The following is a 26,167-nucleotide window of genomic DNA, read 5'->3' as shown; positions in this document are numbered from 1 at the left end:
TGGCCCGCACGGCCACCATGGCACCGCCCGCCGGCAACGCCTGCATGAGCCTGCCGCGCGCGGCGACCAGCCGGCAGGCGTCCTCGAGCGTGAGCACCCCGGCCAGGTGCGCCGCGGCGATCTCCCCCACCGAGTGCCCGACCAGCACGTCCGGCCGGACACCCCGGTGCGCGAGCAACCGGGCGCACGCGACCTCGAACGCGAACAGTGCGGGCTGGGCGTACTCGGTGCGGTGCACCGCGTCGGTGTCCAGCACCTCGTCGAGCGGGCGTGGCAGCTCGGCGTCCAGCAGCGCGGCCACCTCGTCCCACGCCTCGGCGAACACGGGATGCGCGGCACGCAGCTCGCGGCCCATCCCCGGACGCTGCGCCCCCTGCCCGGTGCACAGGAACGCCACCCGACCGGGTTCGCCCGCGGTGCCGGTGACCACCGACGGCGCCGGTTCACCCGCGGCCACCGCGCGGAGCCCGTCGAGCAGCCGCTCCCGGCCCGCACCCAGGACCACCGCGCGGTGGGTGAACGCGGTGCGGGTGGTGGCCAGCGAGAACCCCACGCCCGCGAGGTCCGCGTCGGCGGCCAGGGTTGCGAGCAGCCGGGCGGCCTGGCCACGCAGCGCGGCCGGGGTGCTGCCGGACAGCGGCCACGCGTGCCGGTCGGTCTCCGGGGAAGGCGCGTCGGCCGGTTCCTCCGGCGCCTGTTCGAGGACGACGTGTGCGTTGGTGCCGCTGATCCCGAAGGACGACACCCCGGCTCGCCTCGGTCGGCCCGCGTCGGGCCACGGACACGTCTCGGTGGCCAGCTCCACCGCGCCGGACGACCAGTCCACGTGCGGTGACGGCTCGTCGACGTGCAGGGTGGCAGGCAGGGTGCCGTGCCGCAGCGCCAGGACGGCCTTGATCACGCCGGCCGCCCCGGCGGCGGCCTGCGTGTGGCCGAGGTTGGACTTGACCGACCCGACGAGCAACGGGCGTTCCCGGTCCTGGCCGTAGGTCGCGAGCAGCGCCTGCGCCTCGATCGGGTCACCGAGCGCGGTGCCGGTGCCGTGCGCCTCCACCACGTCCACCTCGGACGGTGACAGGCCCGCGTCCGACAGCGCGGCGCGGATGACTCGTTGCTGTGCCGGGCCGTTGGGTGCCGTCAGGCCGTTGGACGCGCCGTCCGAGTTCACGGCGCTGCCTCGCACGACGGCCAGGACCCGGTGCCCGTTGCGGCGTGCGTCCGACAGGCGTTCCAGCACCAGCAGTCCGGCGCCGTCGGAGAAGGTGGCGCCGTCGGCACCCGCCGCGAACGCCTTGCACCTGCCGTCCGGCGCGAGGCCGCCCTGCCGCGCGAACTCGCCGAACACGCCCGGCGTGGCCATCACCGTCACGCCGCCCGCCAGGGCCAGGGTGCTCTCCCCCGACCTCAGCGACCGGACCGCCATGTGCAGGGCGACCAGCGCCGACGAGCACGCCGTGTCGACCGTGAGTGCCGGGCCTTCCAGCCCGAACGTGTAGGCGACGCGGCCCGACAGCACGCTGGCGTTGTTGCCGACCCCCGCGTGCCCACCGACCTCGGCGCCCGCGTCACGCAGCAGCGTCGCGTAGTCCTGGCCGTTGGTGCCCGCGAACACCCCGGTGCGGCTGCCCCGCAGCGTGCCGGGCACGATCCCGGCGTCCTCCAGTGCCTCCCAGGTGATCTCCAGCAGGAGCCGCTGCTGGGGGTCCATGGCCAGCGCCTCGCGGGGTGAGATGCCGAAGAACGCGGGGTCGAACTCCGCGGCGTCGTGCACGAAACCACCGGCCAGCGCGTACATTCGCCCAGTCTCATCCAGGGTGGAGTGCGCATTTCCCCCGACTTTCCAGCCCCGGTCGACCGGGGGCGGGCCGATCGCGTCGCGGCCGTCGGCGAGCAGCGCCCACAGGTCGGCGGGCGCGGCGACCCCGCCGGGGAAGCGGCAGGCCATGCCGACCACGGCGATCGGCTCGTCGCCGGCGCCGGTGTGCTCGTCGGTCACCGACGGGGCCGTGTCGCCGACCAGCGACACGCGGACGTGGTCGGCCAGGCGGCGCGGGGTGGCGTGGTCGAACACGACCGTGGCGGGCAGCGTCAGGCCGGTGGCGGCGTTGACCAGGTTGCGTAGTTCCAGCGCGGTGACCGAGTCGGTGCCCAGCTCCCGGAACGGGGTGTGCGTGCCGACCTCGCCCGCCTGCCCGAACCCGAGCACCGCGGCGACCTGCGCACGCACCATGGCCAGCACGGCGGCGTCCTGGTCGGCGCGGGAGAGCCCGGCGAGGGTGGCGGCGAACCCGCCCGGCGCGTCGGCCTCGACCGGCGGCACCGCACGCTCGGCCGGCCTGCGCACCTCGGGCAGGTCGGCGATGAAGGCGCTGGCGCGGCCCGCGGTGAAGGCGGTGCCGAAGCGGTCCCACAGCACGTGGGCGACGGCGACGGTCGGCAGGCTGTCGGTCATCGCCGTGCGCAGCTGGTCGACCGCGCGTTCCGGTGCCATGGCGGCGAACCCGTGCCTGCGGGCGGTGCGGCCGACGTCGCCGTCGGCCATGCCGCCCTCGCCCCACGGCCCCCAGGCCACCGACAGCGCGGGCAGTCCGAGCGCGGCGCGGTGTTCGGCGAGTGCGTCGAGGTAGGCGTTGCCGGGCGCGTAGTTCCCCTGGCCCGGCACGCCGAACACGCCCGCGATGGAGCCGAAGACGACGAACGAGGCGAGGTCGGTGGTCAGCTCGTGCAGGTGCCAGGCACCGCGTGCCTTCACCGCGAGGACGTCCGCGACCCGTTGCGGGGTGAGGGCGTCGATGGGGGCGTCGTCGAGGGCGGCCGCGGTGTGCACGACGTCGGTGAGCGGCCGGTCGGCCGGGACGGTGTCGAGGAGCGCGGCGACGGCGTCGCGGTCGGCGATGTCACAGGCGGCGATCGTGACCCGCGCACCCAGTGCCGTCAGCTCGGCGCACAGTTCGGTGGCACCGGGGGCGTCCGGGCCGCGCCGGCTGGTCAGCAGCAGGTGCGGGGCGCCTTCGGCGGCGAGCCAGCGGGCCACGTGGGCGCCCAGGGCGCCGGTGCCGCCGGTGACCAGGACGGTGCCCATGGGGGTGGTGCGTTCGGTCGGGCGCGGTGCCGGGGCGTGGGCGAGCCGCCGCCCGTAGGCCGTCGCGCCGCGGATCGCGACCTGGTCCTCGCCACCCGCGTCGGCCAGCACGGCGGCCAGGGTCGCGGCGGCGTGGTCGTCGAGGTCGGCGGGCAGGTCGAGCAGACCGCCCCAGCGTTCGGGGTGTTCCAGTGCGACGACCCGGCCGAGGCCCCAGACGGTGGCCTGGTCGGGGGTGGGCACGGGGTCGCCGGGGGCGACGGCGTGGGCGCCTCGGGTGGCGCACCACAGCGACGCGGTGTCGCCGAGCGCCTGGACGAGGGCGAGGGTGGCGGTGAGGCCGCGTGGGGCGGCGCCGTCGGGTCGGTCGTCGGCGCCGAGCAGGGACAGGACGCCGGTGACGTCGGCGGGCAGTGCCGCGGCGTAGGCGTCGCGGTCGGGGGTGCCCAGCCGCAGGACGGTGCCGTGGACGGCGGCGGCGACCCGGTCGGTCCACTCCGGGGCGGGGTCGTCGGTCGGGGCGACGACGAGCCAGCCGTCGGTCGTGCCCCGGCCGACGGTGACGGGGCGCCAGGTGACGCGGTAGCGCCAGTCGTCGGTGGCGGGTTCGGGCAGTGGCGGCCAGAAACGCTGGTGCTGGAAGGCGTAGGTGGGCAGCTCGACGTCGCCCGTGGCGGGCAGCAGCGCGGGCCACCGCACGTCGACGCCCCGGGTGTGGGCCTCGGCGAGTGAGCGGGCGAACCGGGCCGCGCCGCCCTGGTCGCGGCGCAGGGTTGCGGTGACCACGGCGGTCTCGCCCGCGATCTCCTGGACGCTCATCGTGAGCGCGGGATGCGGGCTGACCTCGACGAACACCGTGTGCCCTTCGGCGACCGCCGCGGTGATCGCGGCCTGGAAGTCGACCCGCCCGCGGAGGTTGCGGAACCAGTAGGCGGCGTCCAGCCCGTCGGTGTCGACGCGGGTGCCGTCGACGGCGGAGTAGAACGCGACCGGCGCCTCGACGGGCGTCACGTCGGCGAGGTCCTCGGCGATCCGCTCGGCCAGCAGGTCCACCCCCGACCAGTGGGAGGCGTAGCTGACGGGGATCCGCCGCGCGCGGACGTCCCGCTCGACCAGCTCGGCGACCAGGTCGTCCAACGCGGCGGCGTCACCGGAGAGCACGACAGCGGACGGCCCGTTGACCGCCGCGACGCCGATCCGATCGTCGAGGCAGGTCTCCACTTCGGACAGCGGCAGGGCGACGGATGCCATGCCGCCCCTGCCTTCCAGTGCCTCTGCGATGGCGCGGCTGCGCAGGCACACGACCTTCGCGCCGTCCGCGAGGGACAGCGCACCCGCGACACAGGCCGCCGCGATCTCCCCCTGCGAGTGGCCGACGACCGCGGCCGGCTCGACCCCGCACGCCTGCCAGGTCCGTGCGAGCGACACCATCACCGCCCACAGCGCGGGCTGCACCACGTCGACGCGGCCCAGCGCGTCCGCGTCGCCGAGGACGTCGGTCAGCGACCACGGGACATACGCCGACAGCGCTTCCTGGCAGGACGCCATGGCCGCCGCGAACACGGGTGACTCGTCGACGAGGTCACGGGCCATGCCGACCCACTGGACGCCCTGTCCCGGGAACACGAACACGACAGGCCCGGGGGTGGCGTGCCCTCGAACGACGCACGGGTCGGCGGTGCCGTCGGCGAGCGCGGCGAGGGCGCGGTCGCGGTCGTCGCCGAGGACCACCGCGCGGTGGTCGAAGGTGGTGCGTGCGGCCAGTGCCGCGCCGACCGAGGCCGGGTCCTCGTCGGCGAGGGCGAGAAGACGGGCGGCCTGGTCACGCAGGGCCGCCTCGGACTTCGCCGACAGCACCCACGGCACGGCCGCGACCGCGGGCTGGGCGGGCACGACGCGTGCCGGGTCCTCGCCCTGCTCGATGATCACGTGCGCGTTGGTGCCGCTGATGCCGAAGGACGACACGGCGGCGCGGCGGGGCCGGTTCGCGTCCGGCCAGTCGGTGGTCTCGGTGACCAGCGACACCGCGCCGCCCGTCCAGTCGACCTGCGGTGTGGGCTCGTCGACGTGGAGCGTGGGCGGCACGGCGCCGTGCCGCATGGCCTGCACCATCTTGATCACCCCCGCCATGCCCGCCGCGGCCTGGGTGTGGCCGAGGTTCGACTTGACGGACCCGAGCAGCAGCGGCCGTTCCCGGTCCTGCCCATAGGTGGCGAGGAGGGCCTGCGCCTCGATCGGGTCGCCGAGCGCGGTCCCCGTGCCGTGCGCCTCCACGGCGTCCACTTCGGACGGACGAAGGCCCGCAGACGCCAGCGCCGCGCGGATGACCCGTTGCTGCGACGGGCCGTTGGGGGCGGTGAGGCCGTTGGACGCGCCGTCGGAGTTGACCGCCGACCCGCGCAGCACCGCCAGCACGCGGTGCCCGTTGCGGCGCGCGTCGGACAGCCGTTCCAGCACCAGGACACCGGCGCCCTCCGACCAGGCCGTGCCGTCGGCACCCGAGGCGAACGCCTTGCACCGGCCGTCGGGTGCGAGGCCGCCCTGCCTGCTGAACGTGATGAACTCCAGCGGCGTGGACATCACCGAGACGCCACCGGCCAGCGCGAGCGAGCACTCCCCCGAACGCAGTGCCTGTGCGGCGAGGTGCATGGCGACCAGCGACGACGAGCACGCCGTGTCCACGGTGACCGACGGGCCCTCCAGCCCGAGGGCGTAGGACACGCGCCCGGACAGGACGCTGGCGGAGTTGCCGGTGTTGAGGTGGGCCTCGACGTCGACCCCCGAGTGCAGCAGCACGCCCGCGTAGTCCTGCGCGCCGGCGCCGACGAACACGCCTGTGGGTCCGCCGCGCAGTCCGTGCGGGTCGAGCCCGGCCCGTTCGAGGGACTCCCACGCGACCTCGAGGAGCAGCCGCTGCTGCGGGTCCATGGCGAGGGCCTCACGCGGGGAGATCCCGAAGAAGCCCGCGTCGAAGTCGGCGACGCCGTCGAGGAAGCCGCCCGCACGCACGTACGCGTCGGCGGCCAGCTCGGGGGTGTCCCAGCCGCGGTCGGCCGGGAAGCCGGAGATCGCGTCGCCACCGCCCACGACCAGCCGCCACAGGTCGTCGGGGTCGGCTACGCCGCCCGGGAACCGGCACGCCATGCCGACGACCGCGATCGGGTCGCCGGTGACCGCGGCCGGCGCGGTGGCCGCGGGCCGGGTGGCCGCCGCGCCGTCCAGCTCGGCGAGCAGGTGGTCGGCGAGCGCACGCGGGTTCGGGTGGTCGAACACGAGCGCGGTCGGCAGGGTGAGGCCGGTGGCCGCGCCGAGCCGGTTGCGCAGCTCGACGCCGGTCAGCGAGTCGAACCCCATGTCGTTGAACGCCTGGTCCGGGCCGACGCGCTCGGCGCCGGTGTGGTCGAGGACGGCCGCGACCTGGGTGCGGACGACGTCGAGGAGGACGCGTGCCCGCTCGGCGGGTAGTCGTCCGGCCAGGCGGTCAGCGAGGGCGGACCGGTCGGCCGTGCCCGCCGCGACCCGCCGGTGGGTCACCGGGACCAGACCGCGGAGCAGCGGCGCCACCTCGGGGGCGGTCCGCAGGGCGCGGACGTCGATCTCCTGGGCGACCAGCGCGGGGTGTTCGGCGGCCAGCGCGGCGTCGAGCCAGGACAGGCCGCGTTCGACGCTCATCGGCGGGAGTCCCGCGCGGGCGAGTCGTTGCCGGTTCGCCTCGGGCAGGCGGCCCGCCATGCCGTCGGGCAGGTCCCAGGCGCCCCAGGCAACCGACACCGCGGGGAGGCCGAGGTCATGGCGGTGTTCGGCGAGCGCGTCGAGGAAGGCGTTGGCGGCGGCGTAGGCGGCCTGCCCTGCCGAGCCGAGCGTGCCGGCGAGGGAGGAGAACAGGACCAGGCGGGCGGGTCCGGCCAGCTCGTGCAGGTGCCAGGCGCCGTCGACCTTGGGGCCGAGCACGCCAGCGAGGCGTTCGGGGGTCAGCGCGGTGAGGACGCCGTCGTCGAGCACGCCCGCGACGTGGACGACGGTCGTGGGCCGGTGTTCGGCGAGCACGGAGGCGAGGGCGGCGCGGTCGGCGACGTCACAGGCGGTCACGGTGACCTCGGCGCCCGCCTCGGTCAACGCGGCGACCAGGTCGGGCACTCCGGGGGTGTCCGCGCCTCGGCGCCCGGCCAGCACCAGCTCCTGCACGCCGTGTGTGGTGACCAGGTGGCGGGCGACGACGCCGCCCAGTCCGCCGGTGCCGCCGGTGACCAGTACCGGGCCGGCGGCCCACGGCGACTCGGCCGGCGTGGGCAGCGGGACGCGGGCGAGACGCGCGGCCAGGATCTCCCCACCGCGCAGCCGAAGCCGGGGTTCGCCGGTGGCCACGGCGGCGAGCAGCAGCGCGGCGTCGGGGGTGTCCAGCTCGACGGTGGTGAAGCGGCCGGGGTGCTCGGTCTGCGCGGAGGACACCAGCCCGCGCACGGCTGCCGTCGCGGGCCCCGGGAGATCGGTGGCGACCACGAGGCGGGTGGGTGCCAGTTCGTCGTGTTCGACCCAGTGCCGCAACACCGTCAGGACGTGCGCGGTGGCGGTGTGCGTGGCGGTGGGCTCGTCGCCGCTCGGGCGGACCGGCAGCACGACCACGTCGGGTGGCTCGCCGGTCAGCAGCGCGTCCACGTCCGGGTACCGGCGTGCGCCTGCCAGACCGAAGGGGTCGTCGCCGAGCACGCCGAGCGTGCCTGCCGCGGTCCCGGCGGGCACCGGCCGCCACTCCACCCGCAGCGCGGTGTCCTGTGTGGACAGGCGATCGGGCAGCGCGCGGACGGTCAGCGCGTCGACCGACAGCACGGGTGCGCCGGCCGGGTCGACCGCGGTGACCGTCACGGTGTCCGGGCCGGTCGGGGTGATCCTGGCACGCAGTTCCGTGGCGCCGGAGGCGTGCAGGCGCAGACCGGACCACAGGAACGGCAGCCGTCCCGTCCCGCCGCCGGCCCCGGACAGCGCGATGGACTGCACCACCGCGTCGAGCAGCGCCGGGTGCAGGCCGAAACCGGCGCGGTCCAGCCCGTCGGGCAGCGTGACCGCCGCGAACACCTCGTCGCCGAGTCGCCACGCGGCACGCAGGCCGCGGAAGGCGGGCCCGTACTCGCCGAAGGTCCCGGCGTGGAAGTCCCTCAGCGCCAGCGGTTCCGCGTCGGCGGGCGGCCACTCCGGGTGCCACGGCGTTGGGTCCGCGGCGGTGGGTGAGAGCGAGCCGGTGGCGTGCAGGGTCCAGTCGCCTGCCGCGTCCGCGCGGGCGTGCACGGTCACCGGACGCCTGCCGCGGTCGTCGGCGGCCTCGACCCGCACCTGCACGGCGACACCACCCCGGGTGGGCAGCACGAGTGGGGCGGTGAGCACGAGTTCGTCCAGCGCCGGGCAGCCGGCCTCGTCGCCTGCCCGCACGGCCAGCTCCACGAACACCGCGCCGGGCACGACGGTGGTCCCGGCCAGCACGTGGTCGGCCAGCCAGCGGTGGCTCGTCGTGGACAGGCGGGTGGTGAAGAGCCTGCTGTCGGCGTCGGCGAGGTCGACGGACGCACCGAGCATCGGGTGGCCGGGCCGGTCGATGCCGACCGAGGCCAGGTCGTAGGCCGAACCGGTGACCGTAGGCCAGAACCGGCGGCGGCTAAACGCCGAGGTGGGCAGCGGAACGCGTCGGGCCTGCGGTCCGGCGACGGCGGCGAGGTCGACCGGTACCCCACGCACGTACAGGCCGGCGAGCGCGGCGACCGCGGCGGTCGGTTCGTCGTCGCCACGCAGCAGTGGCACCGAGGGCAGGGTTTCGGCGATGGCACCGGACAGTGAGCCGTCCGGGCCGACCTCCAGGACGGTGGTGACGCCGTCGGCGGCGAGGCGGGTGACCGCGTCGGCGAAGCGGACGGTGGCCCGGACCTGGTCGACCCAGTAGTCGGCGGTGTCCATCGTGGACTTCCCGCCGGTGGCCGTCGACACGATCGGGATCGCGGCCTCGCCGAACGCGAGAGTCGAGACCACGGCGCGGAACTCGTCGAGCATCGGGGCCATCAGGTGCGAGTGGAACGCGTGGCTGACACGCAGCCGTCGGGTCCGCCTGCCGGCCGCGGCCAGCTGTTCGGCGGTGGCGAGCACGGCGGCCTCCGGCCCGGACAGCACGACCGACCGGGCGCCGTTGACCGCGGCGACCGACACGTCGTCCGGCAGCGCGGGCCGCACCTCGTCCTCGGCCGCGGCGACCGCGACCATCGCGCCACCGGAGGGCAGCGCACCCATCAACCGGCCGCGCGCCACCACCAACCGACACGCGTCCACCAGCGACAACACACCAGCCACATGCGCCGCGGCGACCTCTCCCACCGAGTGCCCCACCACCACATCCGGCCGCACCCCCCACGACTCCAGCAGCCGGAACAACCCCACCTCGACCGCGAACAACGCGGGCTGGGCGTACTCGGTCCGGTCGAGGTCACCGCCTGCCGACACCTCGGCCAGCGACCACCCGGACTCGGCGTCGAGCACCGCCGCGACCTCGGCCAGCGTCTCGGCGAACACCGGGTACCGCGCGGCGAGCCCGGCACCCATGCCGGTGCGCTGGGCGCCCTGCCCGGCGAAGGCGAACGCGACCCTGCCCCGGCCGGCGACACCGGTGATGGCGGTGGCGAACCGGTCGGCGGCCTCCTCGGCGGTGCTCGCCACGACCACCGCCCGGTGCGGGAACGCCGCACGGGTGGTGGCCAGCGAGAACGCCACGTCGTCCACCCGGTCGCCGGTGCGGTACAGGTGGTCGGCGAGCCGGTCGACCTGCGCGGCAAGGCTTGCCTCGTCCCGCGCGGCGACGGCAAGGGCGACCGGGCCTGCCGGTTCGGGACGTGCGGGGGCCTCGGTCGCGGCAGGCGCCTGTTCGATGACGACGTGTGCGTTGGTGCCGCTGATCCCGAAGGACGAGACGCCCGCGCGGCGGACGTGACCGGAGTCGGGCCACGGAGTGCTCGCCGTCGCCAGCCTTAGGGCGCCGGCGGTCCAGTCCACGTGCCTGCTGGGTTCGTCGACGTGCAGGGTCGCGGGCACGGTGCCGTGGCGCATCGCCTGCACCACCTTGATGATCCCGGCGACACCCGCGGCGGCCTGGGTGTGCCCGAGGTTGGACTTGACCGAGCCCAACCACAGCGGCTCGTCGCGGTCCTGGCCGTAGGTGGACAGGAGTGCCTGCGCCTCGATGGGGTCACCGAGCGTCGTGCCCGTGCCGTGTGCCTCCACGACGTCCACGTCGGACGCTGACAGACCGGCGGCGGCCAGCGCCGCGCGGATGACCCGTTGCTGCGACGGACCGTTCGGCGCGGTGAGGCCGTTGGACGCCCCGTCGGAGTTGACCGCGCTTCCCCTGACGACCGCGAGGATCTCGTGGCCGTTGCGGCGCGCGTCCGACAGCCGCTCCACGACCAGCATGCCCACGCCCTCGGACCAGCCGGTGCCGTCGGCCGCGTCGGCGAACGGCTTGCACCGCCCGTCCGGCGCGAGGCCGCCCTGCCGGCTGAACTCGACGAACGGCGTCGGCGTGGCCATCACGGTCACCCCGCCGGCGAGCGCGAGGTCGCACTCCCCCGACCGCAACGCCTGCGCGGCCCAGTGCAACGCGACGAGCGACGACGAGCACGCCGTGTCGACGGTGACCGCCGGGCCCTCCAGGCCGAGCACGTAGGCGACACGGCCGGTGGCGACCGAGCCGGAGCTGCCGTTGCCCTGGGTGTCGGAGTCCACGGCGGCGGCCTGGGCCAGCAGCCCGTAGTCGCTGTACATGACACCCGCGAACACACCGGTCCTGCTGCCCCGCAACGACAGCGGATCGATCCCGGCGCTCTCGACCGCCTCCCAGCTCACCTCCAGCAGCAGACGTTGCTGCGCGTCGGTCGCGAGCGCCTCACGCGGGCTCATCCCGAAGAACGCCGCGTCGAACTCCGCCGCCCCGTGGAGGAAGCCGCCCTCGCGGGTGGTCGAGGTGCCGGGACGGGCGCGGTCCGGGTCGTACAGCGCGTCGAGGTCCCAGCCGCGGTCGGTGGGGAACCCGCCGATGCCGTCGCCGCCCGACGCGACCAGGTCCCACAGCTCGTCCGGGGTGGTGACCCCGCCCGGGTAGCGGCAGCCCATGCCGACGATCACGATCGGGTCGCCCGCCACGGCACGGCCCGTCTCGGCGGGCTCGTCGGTCGCCGGTTCGCCCAGCTCGTCGAGCAGCCGCGTCACCAGGGCCTGCGGGGTGGGGTGGTCGAAGGTGAGGGTGGGCGGCAGGGACAGCCCGGTGGTCGCGTCGAGCCGGTTGCGCAGCTCGATGGCGGTCAGCGAGTCGAAGCCGAGTTCGCCGAAGGTGCGGTCGGGGGTGACCGCGGTGGCGTCGCCGTGGCCGAGGACCGTGGCCGCGGCCCGGCAGACCAGCTCGGTCAGCTCGCGTTCGCGGTCGGCGGCGGGCTTGCGTGCCAGGTCGCGGCGCAGCGACTCGGCCTGCCGGGAGACCGCGCGACGGGTGGTGGTGCGCGTGGGCGCGGTCGGGACGAGGGTGCGGAGCACCGGCGGGACCGGGCCCGCGGCACGAAGTGCGACCGGGTCGACCCGCAGCGGCACCAGCGTGGCCTCGTCGGCGCCGAGTGCGGCGTCGAGCAGCGCGAGGGCCTGGTCGGTCGGCAGTGCGGGCAGGCCGGAGCCCGCGACCCTGGCTCGTGCGGCGGTGTCGAGGCCGGCGGCCATGCCGTCCTCCCACGCACCCCACGCCAGCGCGACGCCCGGGAGCCCGAGGGCGCGGCGGTGTTCGGCGAGCGCGTCCAGGAACGTGTTGGCCGCGGCGTAGTTCGCCTGGCCGGCCGCGCCGAGGGTGCCCGCCGCGGAGGAGAACAGCACCAGGGGCACCGAGGTCAGTTCGTGCAGGTGCCACGCGGTGTCGACCTTGGGGGCCAGGACGGTGTCGAGGCGCTCGGCGGTGAGGGAGCCGAGGACGCCGTCGTCGAGGACACCGGCCGCGTGCACGACCGCCGCGAGGTCCGGGATGTCGGCGAGCAGGGCGGTGAGCTGGTCGCGGTCGGCGGCGTCGCAGGCGGCGACGGTGACGTGCCCGGCCAGGTCGTCGAGCCCCTCGGCGGTGCCGCGCCTGCCGGCCAGCACGAGGCGCCGCACACCGTGGGTGGCGACCAGGTGCCGGGCCACCGCCTGGCCGAGGGCGCCCGTGCCGCCGGTGATCAGGACGGTGCCCTCCGGCCACGGGGTCGTGCGGGGTGCCGAGGCACGGGTGAGGCGGGGCACCAGCACCTCGCCGTTCGCGACACGGGTCTCCGGCTCGCCGGTGGCCGCGCCGCCGAGTGCCTCGACGGCCCGGCGGTCGGTGTGGACGAGCTGGACGCGGCCGGGGTTCTCGGTCTGGGCGGCGCGGACGAGGCCGGTGACGGCGGCGTGTGCCTGCTCGCCGGAGCGGGTGGCGACGACGAGCGTGGTCGCGGCCAGCGCGGGGTCGGCCAGCCAGTCGTTCAGGAGCGTCAGGACGGCCGCGGTGACTCGGCGGACGGCCGTCGGCGGGTCGGTGTCGTCGAGGGGGACCGGGGCGACGACGAGGCCGGGTGGTGCGGTCCGGAGGCTGTCCAGGTCGGTGTGCAGGGTGGTGGCGAGGGCGAGGTCGGGGTGGTCGTCGGGGTCGCCGAGCGCGGCCCAGTCGGTGGTGACGGCGGCGGGTGCCTCGACCGGCTCCCAGGAGAGGTGCAGCAGGTCACCCGAGGTGCGGGGGGCCCGCAGGACCAGGCCCTCGACGGTGAGGACGGGCTCGTCGTCGACGTCGGTCAGGTGTATTGCCACCTCGTCGGGGCCGGTGGGCACGAGCCGGGCGCGGGCCGCGGCCGCGCCGGTGGCGTGGAGGGTGACGCCCCGCCACGAGAACGGCAGCGCGCCGGTCAGCTCGGGACGTGCCAGCAGGGACACCGCGTGCAGGACGCTGTCCAGGAGCACCGGGTGCACGCCGAAGCCGTCGGCGTCGCCGGTCCTGACCTCGACACACACCGTCGCGCCGGCACGCCAGGCCGCGGTCAGTCCCCGGCACGCGGGGCCGTAGGCGAAACCTCCCGCGGCCAGCGACTCGTACAGCTCGTCGACCGGCACGGTGTCCGCGGGCTCGCCGACCGGGGCGACCGGCTCCGCGTCACCCGCGGTGGCGACATAGCCGGACGCGACGGACGTCCACGGCTCGTCGCCGGTGCGGGCGTGGACCGCGACCGGACGGCGGTCCGCGTCCGCGCCGACGGTGACCCGCACGCTGACCGCCGTGTCCGGCACGGGCAGCGCCGTGTGGAGGGTCAGCTCGTCGACCCGGTCGCAGCCGACCTCGGCCGCGGCGGCCAACACCAGCTCGAGCAGGGCGGCGCCGGGGACGAGCGTGGTGCCGGCGATGACGTGGTCGGTCAGCCAGGGGTGGGTGTGGCGGGCGAGCCTGCCGGTGGCCACGATCCCGTCGCCGTCCGGTAGCTCGACCACGGCGCCGAGCAGCGGGTGCCCCGGCGCGCGGAGGCCGGCGGCCGCCACGTCGGTGGCCCGGCCCGGGGACGGGGTCGGCCAGTACCGCTCGTGGGCGAAGGCGTAGGTGGGCAGCCGCACGGCGCGGGCGCCCGGGAACAGCGCGGTCCAGTCCGGTTCCACGCCGAGCACGTGCAGGCGGGCGAGGGCGGTGGCGCAGGCGTCGGGCTCCGGCCGGTCGCGGCGCAGCAGCGGCACGGCGTGGGCGGTGCCTCCCGCGGTGGCCTGGGCCGCGGCGGACAGCGAGCCGTCGGGACCCAGCTCCACCAGGGTGGTGGCGCCCGTGGCGACCGCGGCACGCACGGCGTCGGCGAAGCGGACCGTGGCGCGGACCTGACGCACCCAGTACTCGGGTGTGGCGAGGTCGGCGCGGTCGCCGGTGACCGTGGAGATCACCGGGACGGCCGGCTCGTGGTAGGTCAGCCCGGCCGCGGCGGCGGCGAACTCGTCGAGCATGGGCTCCATCAGGGCAGAGTGGAACGCGTGGCTGACCGCGAGCCTGCGGGTGCGGTGCCCGGCGGCGGCGAGCGCGTCCGCGGCGGCGAGCACGGGTGCCTCCGCGCCGGACAGCACGAGCGCGGCGGGGCCGTTGACCGCGGCGAGCGAGACGTCGGCGCCGAGGTGGTCGCGGACCTGCTCCTCGGTGGCGGCGACGGCGACCATGGCGCCGCCCGCGGGCAGTGCGGCCATCAGGCGGGCGCGGGCGACCACGAGCCGGGCGGCGTCGGCGAGGGAGAGCACGCCGGCGAGGTGGGCCGCGGCGATCTCGCCGACCGAGTGGCCGACCAGCACGGCGGGGTGGAGGCCCCAGTGCGCCAGGAGCCGGCCGAGCGCGACCTCGATGGCGAACAGGGCGGGCTGGGTGTGTTCGGTGTCGTCGAGCCGGTCGTGGTCGATCGGCACGCCGAGCGCGGCGGTCGCCTCGGCCAGCGCTTGCGCGAACACCGGGTGCGCGGCGGCCAGCTCGCGACCCATCCCGGACCGTTGGCTGCCCTGTCCGGCGAGCAGGAACGCGAGTGGCGGCGTGGTCCTGGCCGATCCGGTGACGAGGGTGGGCGCGGACTCCCCCGCGGCGAGCGCGGCGAGACCGGCCCGGTCGAGTGCCACGGCCCGGTGTTCGAACCTGGCGCGGGTGGTGGCCAGTGACCAGCCGAGGTCGGCCGGGTGGGCGTCGATGTCGAGGAGGCGGGCGGCCTGGCCACGCAGTGCCTGCTCGGTCTTCGCGGAGAGCGGCCAGAACCGCGGCCAGGTCTCCTCCGCGTGGGCCGGTACGTCGCTCGCGGCGGGTTGTTCGAGGATGACGTGGGCGTTGGTGCCGCTGATGCCGAACGAGGACACGGCGGCCCGCCGCGGCCGGTCGGTCCCGGGCCACGGGCGCGGCTCGGTGAGCAGCTCCACCGAACCGGCGGTCCAGTCGACGTGGGCGGACGGGGTGGCGGCGTGCAGAGTCGCCGGGACGGTGCCGTGCCGCATGGCCCGCACCATCTTGATCACACCAGCCACACCCGCCGCGGCCTGGGTGTGCCCGAGGTTGGACTTGACCGAGCCCAACCACAGCGGCTCGTCGCGGTCCTGGCCGTAGGTGGACAGGAGCGCCTGCGCCTCGATGGGGTCACCGAGCGTCGTGCCCGTGCCGTGCGCCTCCACGACGTCCACGTCGGACGCTGACAGACCGGCGGCGGCCAGCGCCGCGCGGATGACCCGTTGCTGCGACGGACCGTTCGGCGCGGTGAGGCCGTTGGACGCCCCGTCGGAGTTGACCGCGCTTCCCCTGACGACCGCGAGGATCTCGTGGCCGTTCGCGACCGCGTCGGACCTCCGTTCCAGCAGGACCAGGCCGATGCCCTCCGACCAGCCGACGCCGTCCGCGCTGTCGGAGAACGCCTTGCAGCGGCCGTCGGGCGCGAGGCCCTGCTGGCGCGAGAACTCCACGAACGTGCCGGGGGTCGACATGACGGTGACGCCGCCCGCGATGGCGAGGTCGCACTCCCCCGACCGCAGTGCCTGCGCGGCGAGGTGCATGGCCACGAGCGACGACGAGCACGCGGTGTCGACGGTGACGGCCGGGCCGACCAGGCCGAGGGTGTAGGCGACGCGGCCGGTGGCGATGCTGCCCGCGCTGCCGTTGCCCGCGAAGCCCTCGAACTCGCCGCCGGTGCCGAGCGCGGCGAGGTAGTCGTTGTACATGACGCCGCCGAACACCCCGGTTCTGCTGCCCCGCAACGACACCGGGTCGATGCCCGCGCTCTCGACCGCCTCCCAGCTCACCTCCAGCAGCAGGCGTTGCTGCGCGTCGGTCGCGAGCGCCTCACGCGGGCTCATCCCGAAGAACGCCGCGTCGAAGTCGGCCGCCTGATGCAGGAAGCCGCCGCGCCGGGTGGTGGAGGTGCCGGGTCCGTCCGGGCGGGACAACGCGTCGAGGTCCCAGCCCCGGTCGGTGGGGAACCCGCCGGTCGCGTCGACGCCGTCGGCGACGAGCCGCCACAGGTCGTCCGGATTCGCCACGCCGCCCGGGTAGCGGCAGGCCATGCCGACGATCACGATCGGGTCGTCGTCGGTCGCCGCGCGCACGGGGGCCTCGGTGACCGGGCCGCCTGCCCCGTACAGCTCGGTGAGCAGGAACTCGGCGAGCGCCGTGACCGTCGGGTGGTCGAACACGAGCGTGGTCGGCAGCCGCAGTCCCGTGGCGGTGCCCAGACGGTTGCGCAGGTCGACGGCGGTCAGCGAGTCGAAGCCGAGGTCGGAGAACGGGCGTCCGGGGTCGACCAGCTCGGGACCGGCGTGGCCGAGGACGAGTGCGACCTGGCCTCGGACGAGGTCCTCGACGACCTCGCGGCGTTCGGTGCCCGTGAGGCGGTCGAGCCCGGCGGGCCGGGACGCGGGCCGGGCACGGACCAGCCCGGACAGCAGCGGCGGGAGGTCGCCGAGCGCACGCAGCGCGGGCAGGTCGAGCCGGGCTGGGACGGTCGTGGCGCGGCCCGCGGCGATGGCGGCGTCGAAGAGCGCGAGGCCCTGGTCCGTGGTGAGGGCGGGCAGGCCGAGGCGGGCCATCCGGTCCCTGGCACCGGCCATGCCCTCGGTCCACGCGCCCCACGCGAGCGAGACGGTCGGCAGGCCGAGTGCGTGGCGGTGCTGGGCGAGCGCGTCGAGGAAGGCGTTGGCGGCGGCGTAGTTGGCCTGTCCCGCGGCGCCGAACACCCCGCCCGCGGAGGAGAAGAGCACCAGCGGGACGTCCGGGGCGGCGGTGTGCAGGTGCCAGGCGGCGTCGACCTTGGGTGCCAGCACGCCGGAGATGCGCTCGGGGGTGAGGGTGGGCAGGGTGGCGTCGTCGAGCACCCCGGCCGCGTGGACGATCGTGCCGGGCGCGTGCGCGGCGACCAGCCCGGCCGCGACACCGGGCGTGGTCACGTCCTCGGCGACCACGGTGACCTCGGCACCGGCCTCGGTCAGCTCGGTGACCAGCTCGGCGATGCCGGGGGTGTCGGGGCCGCGTCGCCCGACCAGCACCAGCTCGCGAACCCCTTGTGTGGCAACGAGGTGACGGGCGAGCACGGCACCCAACCCGCCGGTGCCGCCGGTGACCAGCACGGGTCCGGCGAGCGGGATGGGTGACGTGCCGGGTTCCTGTCGGCGCAGCCGGGGCACCAGGACCCGGCCGTCACGGACGGCGGCCTGCGGGTCGGCGGGCAGGTCGGGCCCGGCGGAGCCGTCGTCGTCGAGGAGCAGGAAGCGGTCGGGGTACTCGGTCTGGGCGGTGCGGACCAGGCCCCACACCGCGGCGGCGGCGAGGTCGGTGACCGGGTCGACGGCGCCACGCGTGACGACGGCGAGGCGTGCGTCCGGTTCGGCGGTGTCCAGCCAGTCGCACAGCCGCCGCCAGGTCTCGGTCACCAGGCGGTGGGTCTCGACCACGACGTCGGTGTCCTCGCCCGTCACACGCAGAACGGTGACCTCGCCGGCACTGGTCGCGGTCGGGGCCGGTACCCAGTCCACGGCGTACAGCGGCAGTGTCGGGCGGCCCAGGTCCGCGGGCACGGGACGCAGCGCGATCGATCCGACCGTGGCGACGAGGGTGCCGTCGGGCGCGGTGAGGGTCAGCCGGAAGCCGGAGCCGGTCGGGGTCAACCGGGCGCGGACCGCCGTGGCGCCCGGGGTGTGCAGGGTGACGTCGGTCCACGCGAACGGCAGGGACGGCTCCGGGGCGGCCAGCGCGGTGGCGTGCAGGCAGGCGTCGAGCAGCGCCGGGTGCAGGCCGAAGCCCGCCGCGTCCTGGCCGTCCGGCAACGCCACCTCGGCAAGGACTTCCTCGCCGTGGCGCCACACCCGCCGCAGGCCCTGGAACAGGGGCCCGTAGTCGAACCCGTCGGCCGCGAAGCGCTCGTAGGCGCCGTCGGTGCCGATCTCCTCGGCTCCCGACGGCCAGGCGCCGGTGGGTTCGACCGGCGGCGGGTCGCGGTGGAGCAGGCCGGTGGCGTGCCGGGTCCACGGGTCGTCGAGGGCGTCGGCGGGACGGGTGTGCACGGACAGTTCTTCGGCGCCGACCGTGACGCGGAGCTGCAGCGTGGTGTCGGCGGGCACGACCAGAGGGGTGTGCAGGGTCAGCTCGGCGACGGCCGCCGCACCGACGTGGGCCGCGGTGTGCAGGGCCAGGTCGAGAATGGCGGTGCCGGGCACCAGGACCGTGCCCGCGACGCGGTGTCCCGCGAGCCACGCCTGCTGGTCGAGGGACAGGCTGCCGGTGAACAGGTGACCGTCCCGGTCGGGCAGCTCGGTGCTCGCGGTGAGCAGCGGATGGCCGCCCGCGGCCAGTCCGAGCGCGGCCGGGGAGCCGGTCGCGCGGGCCGGGAGGGGCCAGAACCACTGGTGCTGGAACGCGTACGTGGGCAGGTCGACGCGCCGGGCCGGACCGGAGGGCGCGGCCGGGTCGAGGTCGACGCCCGACGCGTACAGGGTGGCGGCGGCCCGCAGCAGCGCGTCCTCCTCGCCGCGGTCCTTGCGCAGGCACGCCACGGCGGTGCCGTCGAAGCACGCCTGGGCCAACGCGGTCAGCGAGCCGTCCGGGCCGAGCTCCAGCAGGGTGGTCACCCCGTGCTCGCCGAGCCACCGGACACCGTCGGCGAAGCGGACCGTGGCCCGGACCTGGTCGACCCAGTAGTCCACCGAGTCCAGTGCCGCCGGCTCGCCGGTCACCGTCGACACGACCGGGATCGTCGCCTCGCCGAACTCCACCCCGGCCAGCACCGAGCGGAACTCGTCGAGCATCGGGTCCATCAGGGTCGAGTGGAACGCGTGGCTGACCCGCAGCCAGGTGGCCTGCCTGCCGAGCCGGTCGACGACCACCCCCAGCACGTCGGCGTCACCGGAGAGCACCACCGACTCCGGCCCGTTGACCGCGGCGACCGACACCCCGACCGGCAGCGGCAGCACGTCGGCCTCGGCGGCACGCACGGCGACCATCGCGCCCCCGGCCGGCAGCGCCCCCATCAGCCGGCCACGCGCGGCGACCAGCCGGCACGCGTCGGGCAGCGACAGCACGCCTGCCACGTGCGCGGCCGCGATCTCGCCGACCGAGTGCCCGAGCAGGTAGTCCGGCCGCAGACCCCACGACGCCACCAGCCGGTAGAGCGCGACCTCGACCGCGAACAACGCGGGCTGGGCGCCCTCGGTCGCGGTCAGGTCGCCCGACAGGAGTGACGGCATGCCCAGCTCGGCGCCGACCTCGGCCAGCGCGTCGGCGAACACCGGGAACCGCTCGGCAAGCGCCAGGCCCATCCCCGACCGCTGGGCGCCCTGCCCGGCGAACAGGAACGCGGTCACCCGGTCCGGCTCGGCGACCGCCCGCACCAGGTCGGGGTGCTCGGCGCCCGCGGTGAGTGCGGCCAGCGCGTCCGCCGCGGTGTCGTGGTCGCGTGCCACCACGACGGCCCGGTGGTCGAACGCGGCGCGGGTCGTGGCCAGCGAGTGGCCGACCGCCGCCGGGTCCGCTGGCGGCATCGCGAGCAGGCGGGCGGCCTGGTCACGCAGCGCGGCGGCCGACCGTGCGGACAGCGGCCACAGCGCGGCCCGCGCCTGGTCGGCGAGCGGCTCGGGGTCCGGCTCGCCCTGCTCGATCACGAGGTGGGCGTTGGTGCCGCTGATGCCGAACGACGACACCCCGGCCCGGCGCGGACGCCCCACCGACGGCCAGGACACGGACTCGGTCAGCAGCGCGACCGCGCCCTCGGTCCAGTCGACGTGGGTGGACGGCTCGGTGACGTGCAGCGTGGCCGGGAGCCGGCCGTGCCGCATGGCGTAGACCATCTTGATCACCCCGGCGACCCCGGCGGCGGCCTGGGTGTGGCCGAGGTTCGACTTGACCGAGCCGAGCAGCAGCGGCTGGTCCCGGTCCTGGCCGTAGGTGGCCAGCAGTGCCTGCGCCTCGATGGGATCACCCAGCGTGGTGCCGGTGCCGTGCGCCTCCACGACGTCCACGTCGGACGGTGCGAGGCCCGCGTCGGCCAGCGCCGCCCGGATGACCCGCTGCTGCGACGGCCCGTTCGGTGCGGTGAGGCCGTTCGACGCGCCGTCGGAGTTGACCGACGAGCCGCGGACCACGGCCCACACCCGGTGCCCGTTGCGGCGCGCGTCGGACAGCCGCTCCAGCACGAGCACGCCGACACCCTCGGACCAGCCGACCCCGTCGGCGCTGTCGGAGAAGGACTTGCACCGCCCGTCCCCGGCCAGCCCGCGCTGCCGGGAGAACTCCACGAACGTGCCCGGCGTCGACATCACGGTCACCCCGCCGGCCAGCGCGAGCGTGCACTCCCCCGCCCGCAGTGCCCGCACGGCGAGGTGGGTTGCGACCAGGGACGACGAGCACGCGGTGTCCACGGTGAGCGCGGGGCCGACCAGGCCCATGGTGTAGGCGAGACGGCCCGACAGCACGCTGCCCGCGGTGCCGGTGCCGAGGTAGCCCTCGACGTCCGGCGGGAACTCCTTGCCCGCCGCGTAGTCGTAGTACATCAGGCCCGCGAACACGCCGGTTCGGCTGCCACGCAACGAGAGCGGGTCGATGCCCGCGCGTTCGACGGCCTCCCACGCGGTCTCCAGCAGCAGCCGCTGCTGGGCGTCCATGGCCAGTGCCTCACGCGGGGAGATGCCGAAGAAGTCGGGGTCGAACGCGCCCGCGTCGTGCAGGAACCCGCCCGCGCGGGTGTAGCTGGTGCCGAGGTGGTCGGGGTCGGGGTGGTAGAGCCCGGCGCGGTCCCAGCCCCGGTTGTCCGGCCACTCGGTCACCCCGTCGCCGCCCGCGGCCACGAGGTCCCACAGCTCGTCCGGCGAGGTGACGCCGCCCGGGTAGCGGCAGCCCATGCCGACGATCACGACCGGGTCGTCGTGCTCGGCGACCGTCGCCGGGCCGGCGGGGATGGGGGTGTCCCCGCCGGCCGGCTCGCCGGTGAGCTGGGAGGCCAGGTGCGTCGCGAGGTCCTCGACGGTCGGGTAGTCGAAGATCAGCGTCGCGGGCAGGCGCAGGCCGGTGCCCGAGGTCAGCGCGTTGCGCAGCTCGACCGCGGTCAGCGAGTCGAAGCCCAGCTCGGTGAACGCCTGGTCGGCGTCGACCGTGGCGCCCGTCGGGTAGCCGAGCACGGTGGTGACGTGGCCGCGCACCAGGTCGAGCAGTGCGCGGCGGCGTTGTGCCGGTGTGCGGCCCGCGAGGGTGTCGGCCAGGGTCGTGGCGGAGCGGTCGGCGTGCACGACGCGCCGGGCGGGGCGGACCAGCCTGCGCAGGATCGGCGGGACCGGGTCGACACCGGCGAGGGTGTCGAGGTCCAGCCGCACGGCGGCGGTCACGGCCCGGCCCGCGGTGAGGGCGGCGTCGAACAGCTCGAGACCGAGGGCCGCGGTCAGCGGCGGGAGGCCGGTTCGGGTGAGCCGCTCCACGGCGGCCTCGTCGAGGGTGCCGGTCATGCCGCCTGCCTCCGCCCAGGTGCCCCAGGCGATGGACACCGCGGGCATGCCGGCGGCCACGCGGTGCTCGGCGATGGCGTCGAGGGCGCTGTTGGCGGCGGCGTAGTTGGCCTGGCCGGTGGCGCCGAACATGCCCGCGATGGACGAGAACAGCACCAGTGGGACGTCGGGCAGCAGCTCGTGCAGGACCCAGGCGGCGTCGGACTTGGCCGCCAGCACGGCGTCGAACCGGTCCGGGGTCAGCGACTCGACCGTGGCGTCGTCGAGCACACCGGCCGCGTGGACGACCGCGGCGAGGTCGCGGCCTTCGAGCAGTGCGGCGACGGCGTCGCGGTCGGCCACGTCGGCGGCGGCCACCTCGACGTCGGCGCCCGCGTCGGTCAGCTCGGCGACCAGTGCGGCCACGCCGGGGGTCTCCCGGCCGCGGCGGGACACCAGGAGCAGGTCGCGTGCGCCGTGCTCGGCGACCAGGTGCCCGGCGACGAGCGCACCCAGCCCCGAGGTGCCGCCGGTGACGACCACGGTGCCGTCGTCCCAGGCCACCGACGGATCGACCGCAGGCACGCGACCCAGCCGGGGCACGTGCGCGACCCCCGCGCGGACGGCGACGTGGGGTTCGCCGACACCGACCGCGACGCCGAGGGCGGTGGCGTCGAGGTCGTCGAGGTCGACCAGCAGGAACCGGTCCGCGTGCTCGGCCTGCGCGGCCCGCACGAGCCCGCCGACCGCGCCGGCGACCGGGTCGGCTCCCGTGGTGACCACCACGAGCCGGGAGCCGGCGAACCGGTCGTCGGCGAGCCAGTCGTGCAGCAGCGACAGGACGTGCGTGAGCGCGGCCCGGCAGGCGGCCGGGAACGCCCCCTCGGCGCCCGCGTGCGTGAACACCAGCGGCGGGACGTCGGTCAGGGCGGCGAGAGCGACGGGCTCGACGCCGAGTGCCGCGGCGAGTGGATTGCCGGCCGTGCCGAGGACCGCGCCGGTCGGTGCGACGGCGGCGGGCGCGGGGACGGCGACCCAGTCCAGGCCGTGGAGCGACGGGTGGCCGGCGCGTGCGGCACGCAGCCCCGCGGCACTCGCCGGCCGCAACGCCAGTGCGGACACCGAGGCGACGGGTGCCCCGGTGTCGTCGGCCACGACCAGCGACACCGCGCCGGGGCCTGCCGGGTCCAGCCGGACACGCAACGCGGTGGCGCCGGTGGCGTGCAGTGCGACCCCGGACCAGGCGAACGGCAGCCTGCCCTCGCCGGTGCCGGCGCCGACCGCGCCGAGGACGTGCAGTGCGGCGTCCAGCAACGCGGGGTGCAACCCGTAGCCGGCCGGGTCCTGCCCGCCGGGCAGCGCGACCTCGGCGTAGACCCGTTCGCCGGACCGCCACGCCGCGCGCAGGCCCTGGAACGACGGGCCGTAGTCGAACCCGGCGCCTGCCAGGGCCGCGTAGTGGCCGGACAGGTCGACCGGTTCGGCGCCTGCCGGTGGCCACGCGGTCAGCGACTCGCGGGCCAGCGGGTCGGCCGGGACGAGCACACCCGCGGCGTGCCGGGTCCAGCCCTCGACGCCGTCGGGCTGGGAGTACACGCCGACCTGGCGGCGGCCGGCGGTGTCCGCGCCGCCGACCACGACCTGCACCCGCACGGACGCGTCGGCGGGCAGCACCAGCGGGGTCTCGACGGTCAGTTCGTCAACCAGCCCGCAGCCCACGTCGTCGCCCGCCCGCACGGCCAGGTCGACGAACGCGGTGCCGGGCAGCAGGACCGCACCCATGATCACGTGGTCGGCGAGCCACGGCGCGGTGCGGGTGGACAGGGTGCCGGTGTGGACGCGGCCGTCGCCGTCGGCCAGCGCGACCGAGGCGCCGAGCAGCGGGTGGCCCGCGGTACCCAGGCCGAGCGCGGCCGGGTCGCCCGCGGCGGGTCCGAGCGGCACGTCGATCCAGTAGTGCCGGGTGCGGAAGGCGTAGGTGGGGAGCGGGACGGTGCGGGCGCCGCTGTCGGCGAAGACCGAGGTCCAGTCCGGGGACCAGCCCCGCACGTGCACGTCGGCGAGTGCGGTGAGCAGCGTGACCGGCTCGGGGCGGTCGCGGCGCTGGGTGGCGACGGCGGTGCCGTGGTCCGCGGCGAACGCGGTCAACGCGGCGTCCGGGCCCAGCTCGACGAACCGGGAGACGTCCCGCTCGGCGAGCCAGCCCAACGCGTCGGCGAAGCGGACCGTGCCTAGGACCTGGCCGCTCCAGTAGGCGGGGTCGGCCAGCTCCGCGGCGGTGGCGACGCGGCCGGTGACCGTGGAGACGATCGGGACGCGCGGCGGCGCGAACGTGAGGCCTGCGGCCACCCGCTCGAACTCGGCGAGCACGGGTGCCATCAGCGGTGAGTGGAAGGCGTGGCTGACCCGCAGGCGGGAGACCCGCACCCCGCGCTCACGCAACCCGGCCTCGGCGGCGGCCACGGCCTGCTCGATGCCGGAGAGCACGGCGGCGGTGGGTCCGTTGACGGCGGCGAGCGCGAGGTCGGCGGACAGCAGCGGGGCGAGGTCGTCCTCGGCCGCCTCGACCGCGAGCATGGCGCCGCCGCCGGGCAGTGCCTGCATGAGCGTGCCGCGGGCGGCGACCAGTGTGCACGCGTCCGGCAGTGACAGCACCCCGGCCACGTGTGCGGCGGCCAGCTCGCCGATGGAGTGGCCGACGAGGTAGTCCGGTCGCAGGCCCCACGACTCCAGCAGCCGGTGGAGCGCGACCTCGACGGCGAAGAGGCCGGCCTGGGCGAAGACGGTGTCGTCGACCCGCTCGGCGGGCACCTCGTCGAGGGGCGTCGGCAGCAGCGGGTCCAGCTCCGCGCACACCTCGTCCCACGCACGGGAGAAGACCGGGAACGCGGCCCGCAGCTCGCGCCCCATGCCGTGGCGCTGGGTGCCCTGGCCGGTGAACACGAACGCGGAGTGACCCGCCTTCGCGACGCCCACTCTGGCGACGGTCGGTTCGCCGTCGCGCAACGCGGTGAGCGCGGCGCGGAGCCCGTCGTGGTCGCTCGCGACGACCGCGGCCCGGTGCGGCAGGGCGGCACGGGTGGTGGCGAGTGAGAAACCGAGGTCCTTCAGGGGAAGCTCGTCGGTCGCGGCGGTCAGGAGCGCGGCTGCCTGTGCGCGCAGGGCGTCCTCGGTGCGGCCGGCCAACACGATCGGCACCGCGGGTGCCTGCCATGCGCCCGTCGGGTCTTCGTCGTCCGGTGCCGGGGCCTGTTCGACGACCACGTGCGCGTTGGTGCCGGACAGGCCGAACGAGGACACGCCGGCGCGGCGGGGCCGGTCGTGCTCCGGCCACGGGCGGGCCTCGGTGAGCAGCTCGACGGACCCGGCGGTCCAGTCGACGGCGTCGGTGGGGCGGTCCACGTGCAGGGTCCGTGGCAGGAGGCCGTGGTTGAGCGCCAGCACCATCTTGATCACGCCCGCCACGCCGGCGGCGGCCTGGGTGTGGCCGATGTTGGACTTCACCGAACCCAGCCAGAGCGGCTCGTCGCGGTCCTGGCCGTAGGTGGCGAGCAGGGCGGCGGCCTCGATCGGGTCGCCGAGCACGGTCGCGGTGCCGTGCGCCTCGACGGCGTCCACCTCGGACGGACGCAGACCCGCGTCGGCCAGGGCGGCCCGGATGACCCGCTCCTGGGATGGTCCGTTGGGTGCGGTGAGGCCGTTGGAGGCGCCGTCGGAGTTGACCGCGGATCCCCGCAGCACGGCGAGCACGGGGTGGCCGTTGCGCCGGGCGTCGGAGAGCCGTTCGAGCACGAGCACCGCGGCGCCCTCGCCCCAGCCGGTGCCCTCGGCGGCGGCCGCGAACGACCGGCAGCGTCCGTCTGCGGCCAGCCCGCGCTGGCGGCTGAACCCGATGAACAGGCCGGGGGTGGCCATGACGGTGACGCCACCGGCCAGCGCCAGCTCGCACTCGTCGCGACGCAACGCCTGCGCGGCCAGGTGCATGGCGACGAGCGACGCGGAGCAGGCGGTGTCGACGGTGACCGCGGGGCCCTCGAGCCCGAGCGCGTAGGCCACCCGCCCGGACAGGACGCTGCCCGAGGTGCCGGTGGCCAGGTAGTCCTCGGCGCCGGTGGGCATCCTGGCGACGAACTCGGCGTAGTCCTGGTAGTTGGCGCCGGTGAACACGCCGGTGCGGGTGCCGTGCAGTGCGGTGGGGTCGACGGTGGCGCGTTCGAGGGCCTCCCAGCTGATCTGGAGCATGAGCCGCTGCTGCGGGTCCATGACCAGGGCCTCACGCGGCGAGATGCCGAAGAGCGCGGGGTCGAACTCGCCCGCGCCGTGCAGGAACCCGCCCTCGGCGACGTAGGAGGTGCCTCGGTGTTCGGGGTCGGGGTCGTAGACCGCGCCGAGGTCCCAGCCGCGGTCGGTCGGGAAGCCGGTGACGGCGTCGCGGCCTTCCTCGAGCAGCGCCCAGAACCGCTCGGGGGTGTCGGCGCCGCCGGGCAGGCGCAGGCCCATGCCGACGATCGCGACCGGCTCGCCGCGCCCCTCTTCCAGGTCGTGCAGCCGCTGCCGCGTCTGATGGAGGTCCGCCGTCACCCGCTTCAGGAAGTAGCGGAGCTTTTCCTCGTTCTCCAT

At 76.0% G+C, this 26,167-nt stretch carries 1 protein-coding gene (running past one end of the window); it reads right to left on the bottom strand.

Features of this window, described 5'->3' with window-relative positions; genetic code table 11:
- A protein-coding gene (locus CLV71_RS49445) for a type I polyketide synthase (RefSeq protein WP_133905256.1) crosses the window boundary here: on the bottom strand, nucleotides 1-26,167 show its 5' portion. 2,639 nt of this gene lie to the left of the window's left edge; the window shows 26,167 of its 28,806 coding nt (coding positions 1-26,167); its start codon is at nucleotides 26,165-26,167; its stop codon lies off the left edge, out of view.

This window comes from Actinophytocola oryzae (assembly GCF_004364325.1).
GTDB lineage: Bacteria > Actinomycetota > Actinomycetes > Mycobacteriales > Pseudonocardiaceae > Actinophytocola > Actinophytocola oryzae.
Note: the sequence above shows the minus strand (reverse complement) of the source record. Positions and strands in the feature narration are given on the sequence as shown.